The sequence below is a fragment of the Shinella lacus genome (assembly GCF_010994755.1).
GTDB lineage: Bacteria > Pseudomonadota > Alphaproteobacteria > Rhizobiales > Rhizobiaceae > Shinella > Shinella lacus.
Genome location: NZ_WHSB02000006.1, coordinates 218,756 through 237,166 on the forward strand (window position 1 = coordinate 218,756; position 18,411 = coordinate 237,166).

Consider the following 18,411-nt stretch of genomic DNA (forward strand, 5'->3'; position numbering starts at 1 on the left):
GGCTTCATCGAATAGGCTAAGGTCAGCCGGCTGCGCCCACACCCACGGCCTTCTGGCCGAGTGTCTTGAAGACGGTGGAGACGATGCCGGCGCGGTCTAGGCCGGCTTTGGCGTACATGGCGTCGGGCTTGGCCTGTTCCATCCAGATATCCGGCAGCACCAGCGGGCGCACCTTCAGGCCGTGGTCGAGCAGGCCTTCCATGGCGAGGAATTGCAGCACATGGCTGCCGAAGCCGCCGACGGCGCCTTCCTCGATGGTGATCAGCACCTCGTGGTGGCGGGCGAACTGGCGGATGAGGTCGTGGTCGAGCGGTTTTGCGAAACGCGCATCGGCGACCGTCGTGGAAAGGCCGGCGGCATCGAGGTCCTCGGCGGCTAGCAGACAATCGGCCAGCCGCGTGCCAAAGGAGAGCAACGCCACCTTCGACCCCTGCTTGACGACGCGGCCCTTGCCGATCTGCAGGATTTCGCCGCGTGCCGGCATGTCGATGCCGACACCTTCGCCGCGCGGATAGCGAAAGGAGATCGGGCCGTCGTCATAGGCGGCGGCGGTGCGCACCATGTGCTTTAGTTCCGCCTCGTCGGCGGCCGCCATCACCACGAAGCCGGGCAGGGTGGCAAGATAGGTCGTGTCGAAGGAACCCGCATGGGTCGGCCCGTCGGCGCCGACGAAGCCGGCGCGGTCGATCGGGAAACGCACCGGCAGGCCCTGGATCGCCACGTCGTGCACGACCTGGTCATAGCCGCGTTGCAGGAAGGTGGAATAGAGCGCGCAGAACGGCTTGTAGCCTTCGGACGCGAGGCCGGCGGCGAAGGTCACCGCATGCTGCTCGGCAATGCCCACGTCGAAGGTGCGCATGGGATAGGCGGCCGCCAGCTTGTCGAGGCCGGTGCCGTTCGGCATGGCGGCGGTGACGCCGACGATCTTCTCGTCGAAACCGGCTTCCTGCACCAGCGCATCGGCGAAGACGGCGGTATAGGCGGGCGCATTGGGCTTGGCCTTCGCCTGCGCGCCGGTGATGACGTCGAAGGTGTTGACGCCGTGATACTTGTCGGCGGCGGCTTCTGCCGGGGGATAACCCTTGCCCTTCTGGGTGACGACGTGGATCAGCACCGGGCCTTTGGAATTGTCGCGCACATTGCGCAGCACGGGCAGCAGGTGCTCGAACGAATGCCCGTCGATCGGGCCGATATGGTAGAAGCCCATTTCCTCGAAGAGCGTGCCGCCGGTCACATAACCCCGTGCATGCTCGACGGCGCGGGTGATCGCGCGGTCGACCTTCTTGCCGAGATAGGCCGTCAGCTTCTTGCCGAGGTCGCGGAAGCCCATATAGGTGCGCCCGGAGGCAAGCCGCGCGAGATAGGCGCTCATGGCGCCGGTGGGCGGGGCGATCGACATGTCGTTGTCGTTGAGGATGACGATGAGGCGGGCATCGAGCGCACCGGCATTGTTCAGCGCCTCATAGGCCATGCCGGCGGACATCGCGCCGTCGCCGATGACGGCGATGACATTGCGGTTCTCGCCGGAAAGATCGGCCGCGACCGCCATGCCGAGGCCGGCGGAAATCGAGGTCGAGGAATGGGCGGCGCCGAAGGGATCGTATTCGCTCTCGGCGCGCCGCGTGAAGCCGGAAAGGCCGTCTTCCTGGCGAAGCGTGCGGATGCGGTCGCGCCGGCCGGTGAGGATCTTGTGCGGATAGCACTGGTGGCCGACATCGAAGATCAGCCGGTCCTTGGGCGTGTCGAACACCTTGTGGATGGCGATGGTGAGCTCGACCACGCCGAGGCCCGCGCCCAGATGCCCGCCGGTGCGCGATACGGCGTCGATCATCTCGGCGCGCAGTTCGGCTGCCAGCTGCGGCAGGTCGCGATCGTCCACGCCCTTCAGGTCCGCCGGAATGTGGACCTTGTCGAGCAGCGGTGTGGCGGGTGCTTGTGTCACTCTCATGCCTCGTGTTCTCGCCCGCGTGCCGAAAACTCCGCTGTGGAGCCCGACCCGGGCATGCGGCTTTGACCGCGTTAGCCTGTCACATGCAGAATGCGGCGCGCGATTTCAACCGTTTCGGCAAGTCTAGAGCGTATTTCGCCGGATTGATACCGCACAAACCGACGCACTGCCCGAGTTCTCCCGGGCAATTGGGGCATTTTGCGGACGCCGGCCGCCCGCACTCAATTTGTCGTGATTCCTACGTCTTCTTCGGGCGTTTCGCCGTGTTCAGGGCGACGGCAGCCTGCACCAGCGCGGTGAGCGCAGCCTCGTCGATCGCTTCGCCCTCATGCACGTCGATGGCGCGGCGCGTGTTGCCCTCCAGGCTGGAATTGAACAGCCCGGCCGGGTCGGGCAGCGATGCGCCCTTGGCGAAGGTCATCTTCACCACCGCCTTGTAGGTCTCGCCGGTGCAGATGATGCCGTCATGCTCCCAGACCGGAACGCCGCGCCATTTCCATTCCTCGACGATGTCGGGATCGGCCTTCTTGATGATGGCGCGCAACCGGGCCAGGGTTTCGCCGCGCCAATCGGCAAGCTCCTCGATCCTCTTGTCGATCAGACGGGAGGGGGATTCCGCTTCACTCTTGACCTGGTCCATGGTTTCCATCCTTTCGTTCGTCACATGCGCTCGCCGGGAAGCCGGCTTGCCTGGCGGATCCAGTCCGCAAGCTGGGCTTCGTCGAGCACGTCGTCCTCGTGGATGTGGAAATAGCGCGTCTCGGCGGTCTTGGAAGCGACCGGCGGCATCGGATCGAGCGCGGTGCCGCGGAAGAAGGCCAGCTTGATGTATTTGTTGAAACAATGCAGGCCGAGGAACCAGCCGTCACCCTCGATGCCGTAGAACGGCGAGTTCCACTTGACCGCCTTGTACACGCCGGGCACCGTTTTCTCGATCAGCGCATCGAGCCGGCGGCCCATGTCGCTCTTCCAGCCCGGCATGGCGGCGATATAGGCCTGAATCGGCCCGTCGCCGTAGCCCTTGGCGATCTGCGGATTGCCGCCCGAAAGCAGGACCGGTTGCCCGGCCTGCTTCCTGGGCGCCTTCTTGGTGGTCTCGCCGGTCATGATCCTCGCTCCGCGTTATGCAAGTCCCGCCAGAACCCGCTCCAGGTTCGTGAAATGCTCCTGCCAGCCATGGCGGGCGCCGCCGAAGGCCTGCTTCTGCTCCGACCGGAACCCCGTCTGCTCCATCCGCAGATGCGTTCCCGTGGCCGTCGGCGTCAGCGTGAAGCTCACCACGCTCCGGAGGTCGAAGGCGGGGTCGTCATGCACATGATCCCACGTATAGCTCAGCATCCTGCCGGGCTCGACCGTCAGCACGCGACAATCGACACTACCCCAATCGCCGCGCAGGGTGAAATCATGGCCGACGACGGGGGCGAAATCGGTCTTCATCAGCCATTCCGAGATGAGATGCGGCTGCGTCAGTGCGCGCCAGAGCTTTTCCGGCGGATGGGCGATCTCGCGCTCGACGACGACGGCGCGCGTCTCGGGTGTTGCGTCACTCATTGATCCATTCTCCTCAGCAAATTTTCGAGATCGTCGAAGCGCGTTTCCCAGAACCGGGCCATCTGGCTGGTCCAGTCGATAAGCGGCGCGAGCGCGCCGAGCTGGGCGCTGTAATGCGTCTGCCGTCCCTCGTGCCGGTCGCGCACGAGGCCTGCCTGCTTGAGGAGGTTCAGATGTTTGGAGACGACCGGCTGCGAGACGCCCGCCTTGGCCGTCAGCGCTCCCACCGTCTTCTCGCCTTCGCGGCACAGCCGCTCGAAGAGCGCGCGCCGGGTGGGGTCCGCCAGCGTGCGGAACAGCATGTCATGCGCTTCGGCCACTTGATCCATACCTCAATGACTATGAATAACGTATAGCTGTACGGCTATGGATTTGTCAAGTCGAACGTTCTGGATCGGTGAAGGCGAGGATTTCATATACCTTTGTGACTATGTATCACCCGGCTGGCAATGGCACGAATTCCTCTTCGTCGCCGGGCACGATGTCGAAGCGGCCGGTGCGCCATTCCTCCTTGGCCTGCTCGATGCGCTCCTTGGAGGAGGAAACGAAGTTCCACCAGATGTAGCGCTTGGAGCCGAGCGCGGCCCCGCCGAACAGCATGATATGACAGCCTTGCGGCCCCGCCTTCAACGTAATCGCGTCGCCCGCACGGAAGACGAGCAGCCGGTCCGCCTCGAACACATCGCCCGCCACGTCCAGCGTGCCGGAGAGCACATAGACCGCGCGCTCCTCCCACTCTGCCGCGAGCGGTGCCGCAGCACCGGGCGCAAGCGTCAGGTCGACATAGAGCGTGTCCGTCGGCACATCGACGGGCGAGGTATGGCCTTCATAGCGGCCGATGATGGTGCGCCCAGCTATGCCGTCGGCCGAAAACGAGGGAAGCTCGGCTTTCGTGGTGTGGGCGAAGACCGGCGCCATCTCCTCGTGGCTATCGGGCAGGGCGAGCCAGGTCTGGAGGCCGGAAATCGACATGGGCCTGCCGCGCAGGTTTTCCGGCGAGCGCTCGGAATGCACGATGCCGCGCCCCGCCGTCATCAGGTTCACGTCGCCCGGTGCAATCACCATTTCGGTGCCGATGCTGTCGCGGTGCTTGATCTCGCCGTCGAAGAGATAGGTGACGGTGGAAAGCCCGATATGCGGGTGCGGCTTGACGTCGATCGCGTCGCCCGCCCGCAACAGCGCCGGCCCCATGCGGTCGAAGAAGATGAACGGCCCGACGAGCCGGCGTTTGGCCGTCGGCAGCGCGCGCCGTACCGCAAGTCCGCCGATATCGCTGGTGCGCGGAATGATCAGATGCTCCAGCGCATCGCACGCCGCCGCGTCACCCGCCTCCGGGTCCTTGCCGGGAAAGAAGCTCATCACGCCCTCCTGTCATTGGTTCATGGGCGGATGTTAGCGGGCGGCGGGCGAGGCGGATAGCGCGATCCTGTTGACGCTGTGGTCAAGCTTTCAGCCCGTCTGGCTTTCGCAGCCCATTGCCCCATATTGAGGGCAGATACACAGGAACGGATGCATGACGAAGGACGATCTCTCGGCGCTCTACCACGGCTATATCGCCTGCCTGAATGGACAGGACTGGCCGAACCTCGGCAATTTCGTGCATGAGGACGCGCACTACAACGGCAAGCGCATCGGCCTGTCTGGCTACTGCACGATGCTGGAAGGCGATTTTCGGGCGATCCCCGATCTTCGTTTCACTATCGATTTCCTGATGGCGGACCCGCCGCGCATCGCCAGCCGGCTGGTGTTTGATTGCACGCCGGTCGGCGAACTCTTCGGCCTCCCCGTCAACGGCAGGAAGGTCGCGTTCAGCGAAAACGTTTTCTACGAATTTCAGGATGGGCGCATCCGCAATGTCTGGTCGATCATCGACAAGGCCGCGATCGCAGACCAGCTATAGGCTCACGCCCCGTCGAGCGGCACCGTGCCCTGCGGTTTGCCGGCGCGGTCGAGGCGGATCTTTTCGATGCGGTTTTCGGCGGCCGAAAGCAGCGTCTCGCAATGTTTCTTCAGCGCTTCGCCACGCTCGTAGATCTCGATGGAACGGTCAAGCGGCACGTCGCCGCGCTCCAGCGCCGCAACGATCTTTTCCAGCTCCTCGACGGCCTGTTCAAAAGTGAGGGCGGAGACATCCGGGGCGGCGGCGGCAGGGGCGGCGTTGGTCATGATCAGCCTCTCATCAGGCGGTAGATATGGGTGGCGGCGGATTCGGCGAGGCCTTCGAGGTCGTAGCCGCCTTCCAGCAGGCTGACCACCCGGTTGTTTGCCGATTTTTCGGAAAGTTCCATGATCTTCGCCGTCGCCCAGTCGAAATCGTCGGCGACGAGGTTGATCTGCGCCAGCGGATCGCGGTGATGGGCGTCGAAGCCAGCGGAAATGATGATCACGTCCGGCCGGAAATCGGCGACACGCGGCAGCACGCGCGACCGAAATGCCTCGCGAAAATGATCGCTGCCGTCATTGGCCGAAAGCGGCGCGTTGACGATGTTGCCCGCCCCCGTCTCGTCCTTCGCCCCGCTGCCGGGATAAAGCGGCATCTGGTGCGTCGAGCAGAACAGCACGGAGGGGTCGTCGAAGAAGATATCCTGCGTACCGTTGCCGTGGTGCACGTCCCAGTCGACGATGGCGACGCGCTCCGCACCATAAGCCCTTTGCGCATGGCGGGCGGCAATCGCGGCATTGTTGAAGAAGCAGAAGCCCATCGCCTTGTTGCGCTCGGCATGGTGGCCGGGCGGGCGCGCCGCCACGAAGGCATTGTCCGCCTTGCCGGAAAAGACCGCGTCGATCGCCCCGATCGCCCCGCCGATGCCGGTCAGCGCGGCCTGGAGGCTCGCCGGGCTCGCATAGGTATCCGCCTCGACCTGGTTGATGCCCTCTTCGGGCATCTCGTCCATGACGGCGCGCAGGTGGCTTTCGGGATGGGCGAGCAGTACGAAATCCTCGTTCGCCTGCGGCGCCTTTTCGCGCACGAGCGGCGAGAAGCGCTCGTGTTCCAGCGCGAGGTTGATCGCCCGGATACGGTCCGACCGCTCCGGATGGCCCTCAGGCGTGTGGTGCTCGAGGAAGATCGGGTTCTCGAAGAGAAACGTCGTCATGGCCGGAAGCTACCTATTGCGGTTGGCGAGGTCCACGGGAAATGGGCCAGTGTCCACGCCTTTTCAACCGTCACGGCGCAAGGAGCAGTTTTCCGACGCGCAACGGGTCGTCCTGACGGGCTAGCGCCGCTTGTAGGTCCGAGAGCGCAAAGACGCTATCGACGGCGGAGCCGAGATGGCCGGCGCGGATGCCCGCAAAACTGCGCGCGAACGCGTCCTCGATCGCCGCGCGCGGCGCGGAATGCACCCAGTTGCGCAGCCAGAGGAAGGAGAAGGCCACCGCGTCGCGCCGTGCGGCCACCAGCATCGGATCGAGCTGCGCCCCGCTCAGCGCACCATATTGCACGAAGGCGCCGCCGCGCCGGATATGGCGGAACAGCCCATTGCCCGGCTCGCCGCCAACCGCATCGAGCACCGCATCAAGCGGCGGCAGCGGCGCCTGCGCGACGATCTCGCCGGAAAAGCTTTCCGCCAGTCGCTGCGCCGTCGCTAGGCTGCGCACAAGGGCGACCGGCTGGAAACCCGATTCCGCGAGCAGCACCAGCAGCATTTTTCCAATGGCGGAGGCCGCCGCGGTCACGCCCACGCGCTGGCCCGTTGTATTGCCGAAATGCATGCGGACCGCATCGACCAGCCGAAACGCCGTCAGCGGGTTCACATAAGCCATCGCGGCCTGATCATCGGAAAGATCATCCGGCACCACAAAACACCGTTCCGCCGGGCGGATAAGATATCGCTGCCAAAGCCCGCTCGCCCCGATCGGCAGTACGCGCTGGCCGAGGGAGAAGCCCGCCACGCCCTCGCCAAGACGCAAGATTTCCCCAACCCCCTCGAAGCCGGGCACGAAGGGCAGGGTGGTGCGGCTGCGGTAGGCGCCGGTGATGGGGATGAGGTCGGAGGGGTTGATGGCGGCGCGCAGGATGCGGATTTCCACTTCGCCCGGGCCGGGAGGGACGCGCTCGGCCTCTTCCAGGGCGATCACTTGCCGGGGATCGCCGAACGCTCTAACAACGGCACGAAGCATGGTTTTATCCCGGGGGTCGACGTGGAACAGACGGCAGACATCACGGTGAGCGAGGTCCGCATACCCTTTCGCGATATAGACATGCACGGCCATATGCACAATGCCGCCTATTACGCCCATGCCGAGGCGGCCGTCGCGGGCCTTTGGCGTCATAGGCCCGAGGGGCGGGACGATCCGGTCTATTTCGTGCGCAAATCCGGCTGCGCCTTCCATCGCGGCCTGCGGCTGGATGATCTGGCCCGCTTCAAGGTGTCGGTCACGCGCATCGGCGCCACCTCGCTCAGCTTCGCCGTCGCGATCTCGTCCGAAGGTGCAGCGGTGGCCGATCTTGAAATCGTCTGGGTGGCGGTCGATCCCTCGACGCGCCAGCCCGTCAACGTGCCGCAGCCGGTGCGCGACTGGCTGAAATCATTCCTCGCCTGACGCCGTCTCCACCTGCAACCAGACCGGCCGGCAATCCTCGAAGGAATGGTACTGGGGCTGAAGCGCCGGATCGGACGGATCGTCGAAACCGCCGATGAGCAGTGCCACGATCGGTTCGTCGTCGATCGCGCCGATGGAGCTGCCGCAAGCCGGGCAGAAGGCGCGGCTGGAATAGTCCGAGGAGCGCCAGGTCGCGGGTTTTGCGCCCGCCCAGGCGAGGCGTTCGGCGGGAAACTCCACCCAGGCAGCGGTCGGCGCGCCGGTATGCTGTTGGCAGAAGCGGCAGGAGCAGGTATGCGGCTTCTCCGCCGGTCCCGTCGCCGCAAAACGGATGGCACCGCACAAGCAGCCGCCGGAATAGATCTTCATCTCACCCTCACAGTTTTCGAACCCTCACAATTTTCGAAACAGGGCCGCAATGCCCATGCCGCCGCCGATGCCCATCATGGCGACGCCCTCCGCCCCCGTCTCGACGCCCTGCATCTGCGCAAAAAGCCGCGTGACGAGGATCGCCCCGGACGCGCCATAGGGATGGCCGAGCGCCAGCGCCCCCCCGTCACGGTTGGCGCGCGCGGGGTCGATGCCGAGCGCATCGAGGCTGGCGAGCACCTGCGAGGCAAAAGCTTCGTTGAATTCTACGAAGGGGATTCTTGTTGCATCGAGCCCCGCATTGCGCGCGGCGAGTTTTGCCATGGCGGGCACGGGGCCGAGGCCGAGCAGGTTCGGATCGACGCCGGCCACCGCGTTGTCGACCACTTCGAGCAAAGGCTCGAGCCCGAGCGCCTGCGCCGCCGCGAGCGAGGTGACCAGCACGACCGAGGCGCCGTCATTGACCGGGCAGGCATTGCCCGCGGTCACCGTGCCATCGGGCCGGAAGACGGGCTTCAGCGCCGCGAGTTTTTCCAGGGATGTGTTTTCCCGCGGGCATTCGTCGCGGGAAACCAGCCCGGCGGGCGTTTCCACCGGCACGATCTCGCCATCGAAGCGCCCCGCCTTCGCCGCCGCCACCGCGCGAACATGGCTTTGAAGCGCGAAGGCATCCTGCCGCTCGCGGCTGATGCCGGCATGGGCGGCGACGTTTTCCGCGGCGATGCCCATGTCCGGATCGCCGATCGAATCGGGCGCCATGCGGGCGCGGCGCACGGGCTGCGGCCCTCCGCCGGCTGTTGCAGGCGGGCGGAAACGTAGGTGGGCGCGGCTTGAGCTCTCGGTGCCGCCGGCGAGATAAAACCGTCCGGCGCCCGCCTGCACCAGTCGGGCGGCGAGCGCGATCGCCTCCAGCCCCGAGCCGCATTGCCGGTCCACCGTCAGGCCGGGCACGGAGACGGGAAGCCCGGCCTCCAGCGCTGCGAGGCGCGCGAGATTGCCGGCGCTGTTGGCCGCATTGCCGAGGATCACGTCGTCCACCGCCGCGGGGGAAAGCCCGGTCTCGGCGAGGATGCGGCGGATCAGCGGGACGGCAAGGCTTGCCGGCTCGATTGCAGAAAGCGTGCCGTTGACGCGGCCGATCGGCGTGCGGAAGGCGGCCGCGATAACGGGGATGCGCGCGGGATCAGTAGAACCGTTCGAGCGCATCGCTGTCCTCCGCCACCCATTGCCGCACTGTCTTCGCCTCGACCTTGCCGGAGGGCGTCACCGGCATGGCGCGGCACAGCCAGACCCTGCGCGGCAGCTTGTAGCGCGGCAGCGTTTTTGCCAGCGCCGCCTTCAGTCTTTCCGGCGTAAGCTCCAGACCGTTCGGCTCGATGACCGCGACAAGCTCGCTGCCGAGATCCGCATGCTCGACGCCGAAGACATGGGCGGCGCGGATTTCGGCAAGGCTGAGCAAGGCGACTTCCACCTCCGAAGGGTAGATGTTGTTGCCGCCGGAGAGGATCATGCCGCCGGCGCGGCCGAGCAGATGCAACGTGCCGTCCGCCTCCAGGAATCCGAGGTCGCCGACGGTCGCCAGTGCGCCGAAGCGCGCGAGGCCCGCGCCGTCGCCCGCACCGAGATAGCCGGTCGCGACAAGCGGGCTCTCGACGAAGATCGTGCCGGTTTCGCCCGCGGCAAGCGCCTTGCCGTCCTTGTCCAGCACACAAAGCCGCACGCCGGGAAAAACCGTGCCGACGGCGGTGGAGGACGCGGGGTCGCCCGGCGTGGTGACCGTGACGAAGCCGAGTTCCGAGGCCCCGTAATATTCGCGCACGGCCGCGTTGGGGAAATGCGCGGCGCAGAGCGCATGGTCGGTCGCGGTCAGTTTTGCACCGGCAACGGTGATGGCCGCGATGGTGTCGACGGGCGCACCCTCGCAGAGCCGGCGCAGCATGGTCGGCACCAGCACCAGGCGGCGGATATCCGCGTTGCGGATCGTCTCCAGCGCCTTTGCCGCATCGAAATGCCGGGCGGCATGGAAGGCGCCGCCGGCAAGCAGGGTCTCCGTCATCGCATAGAGCGCAAGGCCGTGGGCCAGCGGGCCGGGAGCATAGGTGCTGGTCGTGGCATCGAGGCCGAAGAAGGGCGCTCCCGTGGCAAGGCTGATGCGCCAGGAGCGGCGGTCGCGGATGATCGGCTTCGGATCGGCCGTCGTGCCGGAGGTGAAGACGATGAGGAAGGGATCCTCGTCGCGGCCTTCCGGTAGTGGCGGGGCGTCGGCGGCAGCGCTTTCGGCGAGGACGAGGGTCGCGCCGCTTCGCGGATTGTGGGCGAGAAGCTCCGCCCCTTCGGCGATGACGATCAGGTCGGGATCGAGCTTTTCGAGGAGCCGTCGGCGCACCGCTTCCGGCAGATGCGGATCGATCAGCGCGGCGCAGGTGTTTCCGGCCGTTGCGGCCGCGAAGGCGGCGGGGAAGAGCGCATGGTTGCCGGTGACGAGCGCGACCAGCCGGTTTTCCGGGCCGATGGCGCTTCGGCCCGATGGGGCGAGGCCCGCGAAGGCTGCGTGCAGGTGCCGTGCGGTGGCGACGAGCGTCGCGTAGGATAGAACCCGGTCCTCCAGGTGGAAGGCCGGGTTTTCCGGATGTTGCGCGGCGTGCCGTTCGGGGGCACCGGCCAGCGGCATCGGCTCAGGCGCGCTGCGGAAGCAGCGGATAACCGGCGAGCACCGCGCGGCCGGCGAGCATGGCGACGAAGGCCTTGATGAGATCGCCAGGCACGAAGACGAGGCCGGCGAGCGCCGTCTCGAAGAAGGCCTTGCCGCTCATATAGGCGAGCCACGGGACGCCGAAGAGATAGACGACCGCGATGCCGCCCACGACGGCGGCGGCCAGGAAGGCGAGGAACTGCGTGAGTTCGCCCTGCTCTTCCTTGACGAGGCGCTCGGCGATCAGGCCGCAGACGAAGGCGCCGAAAACCCAGCCGACGAGGTAGCCGGCGGTGGGGCCGGCGAAGACGGCCAGGCCACCGCGACCGCCGGAGAGAACCGGCAGGCCGATCGCCACCAGCAGCAGCACGAGCAGCACCGCCGCCGCACCGCGCTTGGCGCCGAGAATGCAGCCGGCCAGCATGACGCCGAGCGACTGCGCGGTGATCGGCACCGGAATGAAGCCGAGCGTGATCGGCGGGAGCAGGCCCAGCACCACGATGATCGCGGCGAAGAGGGCGACGAGGACGATGTCTCTGGTGGTCATGTCAGTTTTCCCGAATGGACATAAATGGGTTAGTGCCGCCGAAATCCGCGCGCGTCAATCGCCATGGCGATCGTATCCGCATCCTTCAGCGTCAGGATGATCAGCGGCACTAGGGTGGTGAGCGGCCGCACCGGCAGGCCGCGCGCCTTGTGGGCATCGGCGATTTCGCCGTAGCGGGCAAAGATTTCCGGCACGAAACGGATGACGAGGCCGACCGCCAGGCTGACATCTGCCGCCCGCACGAAGCCGAATCGTTCCAGCGGCGTCAGCAGCCGGGTGATCTCGTCCATGAAGGCGGAAATGCCGGTCGTCGCGGTGACGGCGGCGGCGAGCAGGACCAGCGTGGAGAGCCGGCAGAAGACGGCGAGCGCCTCGTGCAGCGAATGGAAGAGATAGTTCGCCCCGGCGACGAGAAGAACCGTGAAGAGCACGAAGCGCACGCGCCGGAACGCCTCGCCGGCGCCGATCCCGGTCGAGAGATAGAGCGCCGCCGACAACACCAGCGCCGGGACGAGAAGCCGCAGTTCCGCGGTGAGGAAGAGCCCGATCGCCGCGACGAAAAGCGCGATCAGCTTGCCGCGCACCGGCATGCGGTGGAGGAGCGAATCGCCCTCGATGTCGAGCCCGTTCAGCATGTTGCGATCTCCCGGTAGGTGCGGATCGCCTCTTCCGGCCGGCTATCGGCCGCCAGCCGGCCCTCGTGGAACACCAGCACGCGGTCGAAACTTTCGATCAGGGCGAGGTCGTGCGTGATGACGAGCACCTGCTCCGGCAGGCCGGCAATGGTGCGCTCGATCAGCGCGCGGTTTTTCAGGTCGAGCTGGTTGGTCGGCTCGTCGAGGATCAAGAGGTCCGGGCCGGTGACAAGCACGCTGGCAATGGCGCCGAGCTGCGTCTCGCCGCCGGAAAGCTCGTGCACGCGGCGGCGCGCGAGATGCGAAATGCCGAATCGCGCCAGCACGGCCTCCGTCTTTTCCGCGATCTCCGCCTTGCCGAGCTTGCGGTTCTTCAGGCCGAAGGCGATGTCCTCGGCGAGGATCGGCAGGATCATCTGGTGCTGCGGGTTCTGGAAGATGAAGCCGGTTTTTCCGCGCGCGGCCACCTCGTCCGCCACCGTATCCAGCCCGCCGACCGTCACGGTGCCGGCGGTCGGCTTGACGAGGCCGTTGATCATCCGCGCCATGGTCGTCTTGCCGGAGCCGTTGAGGCCGACGACGCCGATGCGGCGTTCGGTGAGCGTGAGTGTCAGCGGGTGGAGCGCCACGCGTCCGGCATAGGTCACCGTGGCGGCGGAGAAGACGATATCCAAGAGCGGGATCCCGGTTCGCGGATGGTGAGGGAGCTATAAGCAATTCGGGGAAAAGCGCAAACGCCTCGTGCGCCGCGACATGACGAAAACAGTAGAACAAACCAAGAATATATGCCTATCATCCCGCCATGACGATTCTCCTTTCCAATGCCGAGGCCCGGCGCATCTTCCTCGCCCGGCAGGGTCTCAGCGCTTCTCCCGGCCGCCAGCTCGGCAAGGCGGGGCTGCTGCAGCTCATCCATGACATCGGCTTCGTGCAGGTGGACAGCATTGCCACGGTCGAGCGGGCGCATCACCAGATCCTGTTCTCGCGCAACCAGACCTATCGGCGCGAGCACCTCGCCGAACTGCTGGAGAAGGATGGCGAACTCTTCGAGCACTGGACGCACGACGCCTCGATCATCCCGAGCGCCTTCTTCCGCTATTGGAAACATCGTTTCCGCCGCAAGGAAGCGTCCATCCTGGAAAACTGGCGCAAATGGCAGGGCGAGGGCTTCGACAGGGCTTTCGAGGAGACCTACGAGCGCATCGCCGCCAGCGGACCGGTGCTGTCGCGCGAATTGAAGGTGGACGATCACAAGTCCGGCGGCTGGTGGAACTGGCATCCGAACAAGACGGCGCTGGAATATCTCTGGCACACCGGCAAGCTGGCGATTGCCCGACGGGAGAACTTCCAGAAGGTCTACGATCTTGCCGAACGCGTGCTGCCGCCGCATCACCACGAACCGGCCGTCGAACACGATGCCTTCGTCGACTGGGCCTGCCGCAGCGCGCTCACGCGGCTTGGCTTCGCCACGCATGGCGAGATCGCCGCCTTCTGGGCGCTGATCACGCCGGAGGAGGCCAAAAGCTGGGTGGAGACGCACCGCGACGAGCTTCGCCCCGTCTCGATCGAGACGATGGACGGCGGCAAGCCGCGCGCCTCGCATGCGTTTGCCGATTTCCCGGAAAACCTCGGCGACATCCCCGAGCCGCCGGCGCGGCTGCGCGTGCTCTCGCCCTTCGATCCGCTGATCCGCGACCGCAACCGCACGGAACGGCTGTTCGGCTATTTCTACCGCATCGAGATCTTCGTGCCGGAGCCGAAGCGGCAATATGGCTACTATGTCTTCCCGCTGCTCGAAGGCGACCGCCTCGTCGGCCGCATCGACATGAAAGCCGACCGCAAGGTCGGCACGCTCGATGTCAAGCGGCTCTGGTGGGAACCGAAAGTGCGCGCATCGACCGGGCGGCTGGAGAAGCTGGACGCCGAGCTAACGCGGCTCGCAAAATTTTCGGGCGTGGAAACGGTGCGCTATCTCGATGGGTGGCGCGGGGAGGATTAGCGCCTTTTCCCGAAGGCGCCAGCCGGAACGGCGCGGTTGAAGGACGGTGCGGCCGATTGCGCGCGCGGCACCACCGCTAGGTTCGGCTTCTGCTGGAAGGATGGCTCCGGTGCGCTGACGGCAAAACGCCGATCGTCGAAATCGTCCTCGGTTTGCTTTCGGCCCCGCGGCGCGAAAATGGCGCGGCGCAGGCCCGAAAAGCGCAGCAGGGCGAAGACGGCGGCGACAAGCGCTGCGATGATCCAGACGAAGCCCATCATCAGCTGGCCGCCGGCCCCGCGCGTGGGAGCGTCCGCCTCCGTCAGTCCCACCATGGGCAATACGAGCTGCTTGACGTTCGCCTGGTCGAGCCTGACATAGCTGGACTTGCCCTTGAAATAGCCGACCCATTCTCCGCCACCGAACGTGTCGAACTTGTAGCCGAGATCGTAGAAGCCCTTGTCCTTGAACCTGAACGTCGCGACATTCGGCAGTTCCTTGACGAAGACGACGGATGAGCTGCCGCTCGATATGGGGATGATGACGGGCACGGAGCGGGTTTTCGCCCGGCTGCTGCCGAAGGAAAAGCCGCGACGGCGAGCCTCGGCATCATCGGTGAACGACAGCGCGGCCAGCATTGTCGCCAGCACGAGAACGATGAACAGACGCATGGACATCCCCCAGCGAATTGCTGAAGGGGGACAGTAGAGAAAAATCCACAACTTCCGGTAATCGGAATGGTTCAAATTCTCTGCATTCCGCGTGAACTCTAAGCCGTCACCGGCCGCCCGCCAAACGCGGTCGTGGCCTGCTCCGTCAGCGCGCGGAATTTGGCCGATGCGCCCGCCAGCTTCGCGTCCCATTCCGGGTCCGGCACCTGGCCGCGGATCGTGTCGAAATAGACGGCCATCAGCGCGGTGATGGCGAAGGGTTCCAGCACGGCGGCCTTGAACGCCCAGGCGAAGACGATGGCGACGATGAAGCTGTAGCCGGCGATCTCGCCCGGGAAGGCGTAGAGGATGGCGGCGGCGGGGGCCAGCGCCAGCAGGAAGACGACGATGGAGAGGATCCAAAGGAAGATCGAGAGCCAGACGGCGTTCTTCACCATCTTCAGCCCGTTCTGCGCATAGAGCACGAGGCCGCGGCGCGAGCTTTCCCAGGCGTTGTCGCTGTTGGTGCGGATGTTGTAGCCGAGAATGATCTCGTCGACATAGGTCAGCGACAGGCGGATCACCGTATTGGCGAAGCGGGCCAGCGCATCGAGGCCGGGGATCGGCAGGAACGCCGCGATGCCGCCGATGAGGCCGGTGATCGCGCCGATCACGCCCTTGATGAGCTGGTCGAGCGCGAAGAGCACGTTCGCCTCGCCGAAACGGGCCGTGACGATCTCGCGACCATAGGCGACCTGTCCCTTGCCGTCCGGCAGCGCCTCACCATCGATCAGCTTGACGATGACGGCGATATGGGCGGCCTTGACCATATAGAGCAGCCATTCGCGCGCCCAGTAGACCGCGGCGCCCACGAAACCCATGCCGATGAAACCGCCCCAGACCGCATAGGATTCCGGGCTTTCGCTGATCGAGCCCACGCCATAACCGATGCCGGCACCGGCGCTGGTCGCCAGGATGAAGGCGAGGGTGATGACGAAATAGATCACCATGCGGGTGAGGATGAAGGGCATGGTCTTGGCGAGGATGCCGATGGTCTTGCCGATGCTGAAATCCCACATGCGCCTATCGCCCCTCAAAGAAAATCCCGCGAGCCCCGAACCGTCGCGTGAAGAGCAAACGTTTCGGCGATGCGGGATATTCTGTTTCAGCAGAGGTCGGTGGAACTGATCTGGATGCCGAACCCTTCGAGGCCGACATAGTGGCGCTCGCGCGATGCCATCAGGCGGATCGAGGTGATGCCGAGATCCTTCAGGATCTGCGCGCCAAGGCCGATTTCCAGCCATTCGCTTTCGCGCGCCTGCGCCTCGTCATGGCCTTCGCCGTCATGTTTGCCGCGGCGGGCGGTCTGCGAGGCACCGACGCCGACGGACCCTTCGCGCAGATAGACGATAACGCCGCGGCCCTGCTCGGCGATGCGCTTCATGATGCCGTCGATCTGGCGGTCCGCGCCAAAAACGTCGCCACCGACATTTTCCAGATGCAGGCGCACCGGAATGTCGACGCCGTCGCGGATGTCGCCGAAGATCACCGCGAGGTGCTGCATCGGGTCCCAGGGCAGCGTGTAGGTCAGGGCCTTCGCCCGGCCGTAGGGCGTCTCGATGGTGAAGGTGTCGACCTGCTCGATCAGCGTTTCCTTGCGCTGGCGATAGGCGATGAGATCGGCGACGGAGACCTGCTTGAGGCCATGCGTCTCGGCGAAGCTCGCCACCTGCGGGCCGCGCATCACAGTGCCGTCGTCGTTGACGAGCTCGCTGATCACGCCGATCGGCGGCAGGCTGGCAAGGCGGCAGAGGTCGACGGCGGCTTCCGTATGGCCGGAGCGCATCAGCACGCCGCCTTCGCGCGCAACGAGCGGGAAGATGTGGCCGGGGCGCACGAAATCCGTCGGGCCGACATTGGGGTTCGCAAGGTTGCGCACCGTCAGCGTGCGGTCGTCGGCGGAAATGCCGGTCGTCGTGCCGTGCTTGAAATCGACGGAGACGGTGAAGGCGGTGGTGTGCGCCGAATCGTTTTCCGCCACCATGGCGTTGAGGTTCAGGCGCTTGGCCTCCTCGCGCGGCATGGGGGTACAGACGATGCCGGAGGTGTGGCGCACGATGAAGGCCATCTTTTCCGGCGTGCAATGTACCGCGGCGACGATCAGGTCGCCCTCGTTCTCGCGGCCGTCGTCATCCATGACGACGACGATCTCGCCGGCCTCGAAGGCGCGGATGGCATCGACGACACGCTTCTGGTCGTAGCTCATGGCAGGCTCCTATTCAGCCGGTTATTTCAGGCGGCCGGTCTGGCCGCGATCGCGCAGGTAGTGATCGGCAACGGCGCAGGCAACCATCGCCTCGCCGATCGGCACGGCGCGGATGCCCACGCAGGGATCGTGCCGGCCCTTGGTGCGCACATCGACATTGTTGCCGTCCGAATCGATCGAGCGGCGCTCGGTGAGGATCGAGGAGGTAGGCTTGATGGCGAAGCGGGCGATCACCGGCTGGCCGGTGGAAATGCCGCCGAGGATGCCGCCGGCATGGTTGGACAGAAAGATCGGGTTGCCGTCATTGCCCATGCGCATCTCGTCGGCATTCTCTTCGCCGGTGAGTTCCGCGGAGGCAAAACCTTCGCCGATCTCGACGCCCTTGACGGCATTGATCGACATCAGCAGCGAGGCGATATCCTGGTCGAGCTTGCCGTAGATCGGCGCGCCGATGCCGGCGGGAACACCCTCGGCGACGACCTCGACGACCGCGCCGATGGAGGAGCCGGACTTGCGGATACCGTCGAGATACTCTTCCCAGACGGGCACGATGGCCGGGTCGGGGGCGAAGAACGGGTTGTTGTTGACCTCGTTCCAGTCCCAGTTGTCGCGGTTGATCTTGTGCTTGCCGATCTGCACGAGGGCGGCGCGGACATTGAGCCCCGGCACGACCTTGCGCGCAAGCCCACCGGCGGCGACGCGGGCCGCGGTCTCGCGAGCGGACGAGCGCCCGCCGCCGCGATAGTCGCGGATGCCGTATTTGGCGTCATAGGTGTAGTCGGCGTGGCCGGGGCGGTAGCGCTTGGCGATCTCGCCATAGTCCTTGGAGCGCTGGTCGGTGTTCTCGATCATCATCGACACCGGCGTGCCGGTGGTGATCATCGTCTCGCCGTCCGCGTCCATCATCACGCCCGAGAGCACCTTCACGAGGTCGTCCTCGCGGCGCTGCGTCACGAAACGCGACTGGCCGGGCTTGCGCTTGTCGAGCCAGGCCTGGAGTTCGGCCAGCGTGAAGCGGATGCCGGGCGGGCAGCCATCCACCACGCAGCCAAGCGCCACCCCATGGCTTTCGCCCCAGGTGGTGACGCGGAAAAGGTGACCGAAAGTATTGTGCGACATGAGCGGAACCGGACCTGTAAGGAAGTGGGTCCTCTCTTAGTGGAAAAGAGAGGGGAGGGACAAGGGTTTCGCGCAGAGATGCTGCTTTGGGAAGCTTGTTGCTTTTTTTTGGGG

At 65.7% G+C, this 18,411-nt stretch carries 22 protein-coding genes; 3 read left to right on the plus strand and 19 right to left on the minus strand.

Translation table 11 applies throughout. The features are described from left to right. Nucleotides 1–22: 22 nt before the first annotated feature. From dxs to GB927_RS18045, 6 genes are all read right to left on the minus strand, one after another. On the minus strand, nt 23–1,942 hold the full coding sequence (dxs, locus tag GB927_RS18020; protein ID WP_256118743.1) for a 1-deoxy-D-xylulose-5-phosphate synthase: 1,920 nt from the start codon (nt 1,940–1,942) through the stop codon (nt 23–25). A gap of 244 nt (nt 1,943–2,186) precedes the next feature. Continuing rightward, nucleotides 2,187–2,588, minus strand: a complete 402-nt coding sequence (locus tag GB927_RS18025; RefSeq protein ID WP_256118580.1) for a DUF1801 domain-containing protein — start codon at nt 2,586–2,588, stop codon at nt 2,187–2,189. 20 nt (nt 2,589–2,608) lie between these two features. Next, nucleotides 2,609–3,055, minus strand: a complete 447-nt coding sequence (locus GB927_RS18030; protein WP_256118581.1) for a DUF1801 domain-containing protein — start codon at nt 3,053–3,055, stop codon at nt 2,609–2,611. A gap of 15 nt (nt 3,056–3,070) precedes the next feature. Beyond that, complete coding sequence (locus GB927_RS18035; RefSeq protein WP_256118582.1) at nt 3,071–3,499, minus strand: SRPBCC family protein; 429 nt, start codon at nt 3,497–3,499, stop codon at nt 3,071–3,073. Further along, the gene (locus tag GB927_RS18040) at nt 3,496–3,828 is read right to left on the minus strand and encodes an ArsR/SmtB family transcription factor (RefSeq protein ID WP_305111820.1); all 333 of its coding nucleotides are present in this window, start codon (nt 3,826–3,828) and stop codon (nt 3,496–3,498) included. The genes GB927_RS18035 and GB927_RS18040 overlap by 4 nt, the downstream gene beginning before the upstream one ends. Before the next feature lie 106 nt (nt 3,829–3,934). After that, the gene (locus GB927_RS18045) at nt 3,935–4,858 is read right to left on the minus strand and encodes a pirin family protein (protein WP_256118584.1); all 924 of its coding nucleotides are present in this window, start codon (nt 4,856–4,858) and stop codon (nt 3,935–3,937) included. 154 nt (nt 4,859–5,012) lie between these two features. Here GB927_RS18045 and GB927_RS18050 point away from each other — a divergent pair, with 154 nt between their 5' ends. After that, entirely contained in the window at nt 5,013–5,399 is a 387-nt protein-coding gene (locus GB927_RS18050; RefSeq protein ID WP_256118585.1) for an ester cyclase, read from the plus strand. A 2-nt stretch (nt 5,400–5,401) separates the two neighbouring features. Here GB927_RS18050 and GB927_RS18055 read toward each other — a convergent pair whose 3' ends face one another. The 3 genes from GB927_RS18055 to GB927_RS18065 form a co-directional block, all read right to left on the minus strand. Next, nucleotides 5,402–5,665, minus strand: a complete 264-nt coding sequence (locus GB927_RS18055; protein WP_256118586.1) for an exodeoxyribonuclease VII small subunit — start codon at nt 5,663–5,665, stop codon at nt 5,402–5,404. A gap of 2 nt (nt 5,666–5,667) precedes the next feature. Then, on the minus strand, nt 5,668–6,594 hold the full coding sequence (locus GB927_RS18060) for a histone deacetylase family protein (protein WP_256118587.1): 927 nt from the start codon (nt 6,592–6,594) through the stop codon (nt 5,668–5,670). Nucleotides 6,595–6,664: 70 nt separating this feature from the next. Then, nucleotides 6,665–7,618, minus strand: a complete 954-nt coding sequence (locus GB927_RS18065) for a zinc-dependent alcohol dehydrogenase family protein (protein ID WP_256118588.1) — start codon at nt 7,616–7,618, stop codon at nt 6,665–6,667. Nucleotides 7,619–7,639: 21 nt separating this feature from the next. Between GB927_RS18065 and GB927_RS18070 the strand changes: the two genes are divergently transcribed. Continuing rightward, nucleotides 7,640–8,041 (plus strand): acyl-CoA thioesterase, encoded by a 402-nt coding sequence (locus GB927_RS18070; protein WP_256118589.1) that lies wholly within the window; start codon nt 7,640–7,642, stop codon nt 8,039–8,041. On the opposite strand, the gene GB927_RS18075 is transcribed toward GB927_RS18070, so the two are convergent. Genes GB927_RS18075 through GB927_RS18100 form a run of 6 tightly spaced genes read right to left on the minus strand, consistent with a single transcriptional unit; the run spans nt 8,027 to nt 12,958 of the window. Further along, on the minus strand, nt 8,027–8,410 hold the full coding sequence (locus GB927_RS18075; RefSeq protein ID WP_256118590.1) for a GFA family protein: 384 nt from the start codon (nt 8,408–8,410) through the stop codon (nt 8,027–8,029). The genes GB927_RS18070 and GB927_RS18075 overlap by 15 nt on opposite strands. Before the next feature lie 24 nt (nt 8,411–8,434). After that, on the minus strand, nt 8,435–9,616 hold the full coding sequence (locus tag GB927_RS18080; RefSeq protein ID WP_256118591.1) for a thiolase family protein: 1,182 nt from the start codon (nt 9,614–9,616) through the stop codon (nt 8,435–8,437). Then, the gene (locus GB927_RS18085; RefSeq protein ID WP_256118592.1) at nt 9,594–11,081 is read right to left on the minus strand and encodes a class I adenylate-forming enzyme family protein; all 1,488 of its coding nucleotides are present in this window, start codon (nt 11,079–11,081) and stop codon (nt 9,594–9,596) included. The genes GB927_RS18080 and GB927_RS18085 overlap by 23 nt, the downstream gene beginning before the upstream one ends. A 4-nt stretch (nt 11,082–11,085) precedes the next feature. After that, the gene (locus GB927_RS18090) at nt 11,086–11,649 is read right to left on the minus strand and encodes a biotin transporter BioY (RefSeq protein WP_256118593.1); all 564 of its coding nucleotides are present in this window, start codon (nt 11,647–11,649) and stop codon (nt 11,086–11,088) included. Between the two features lie 29 nt (nt 11,650–11,678). After that, nucleotides 11,679–12,284, minus strand: a complete 606-nt coding sequence (locus tag GB927_RS18095) for an energy-coupling factor transporter transmembrane component T family protein (RefSeq protein WP_256118594.1) — start codon at nt 12,282–12,284, stop codon at nt 11,679–11,681. After that, nucleotides 12,278–12,958, minus strand: coding sequence for an energy-coupling factor ABC transporter ATP-binding protein (locus GB927_RS18100; RefSeq protein ID WP_256118595.1), 681 nt, complete (start codon nt 12,956–12,958; stop codon nt 12,278–12,280). Before GB927_RS18100 ends, GB927_RS18095 begins: the two co-directional genes overlap by 7 nt. A gap of 128 nt (nt 12,959–13,086) precedes the next feature. Here GB927_RS18100 and GB927_RS18105 point away from each other — a divergent pair, with 128 nt between their 5' ends. Next, a complete protein-coding gene (locus tag GB927_RS18105) occupies nt 13,087–14,283 on the plus strand; it encodes a winged helix-turn-helix domain-containing protein (protein WP_256118596.1) in 1,197 nt (398 codons plus the stop codon). Here GB927_RS18105 and GB927_RS18110 read toward each other — a convergent pair. From GB927_RS18110 to aroC, 4 genes are all read right to left on the minus strand, one after another. Next, on the minus strand, nt 14,280–14,933 hold the full coding sequence (locus tag GB927_RS18110; protein ID WP_256118597.1) for a hypothetical protein: 654 nt from the start codon (nt 14,931–14,933) through the stop codon (nt 14,280–14,282). The genes GB927_RS18105 and GB927_RS18110 overlap by 4 nt on opposite strands. Nucleotides 14,934–15,031: 98 nt before the next feature. Beyond that, nucleotides 15,032–15,991, minus strand: a complete 960-nt coding sequence (locus tag GB927_RS18115; protein ID WP_256118598.1) for a hypothetical protein — start codon at nt 15,989–15,991, stop codon at nt 15,032–15,034. A gap of 86 nt (nt 15,992–16,077) precedes the next feature. Next, nucleotides 16,078–17,178, minus strand: a complete 1,101-nt coding sequence (ribB, locus tag GB927_RS18120) for a 3,4-dihydroxy-2-butanone-4-phosphate synthase (RefSeq protein WP_256118599.1) — start codon at nt 17,176–17,178, stop codon at nt 16,078–16,080. Between the two features lie 21 nt (nt 17,179–17,199). Beyond that, nucleotides 17,200–18,297 (minus strand): chorismate synthase, encoded by a 1,098-nt coding sequence (gene aroC, locus GB927_RS18125; protein ID WP_256118600.1) that lies wholly within the window; start codon nt 18,295–18,297, stop codon nt 17,200–17,202. Nucleotides 18,298–18,411 lie beyond the last annotated feature (114 nt).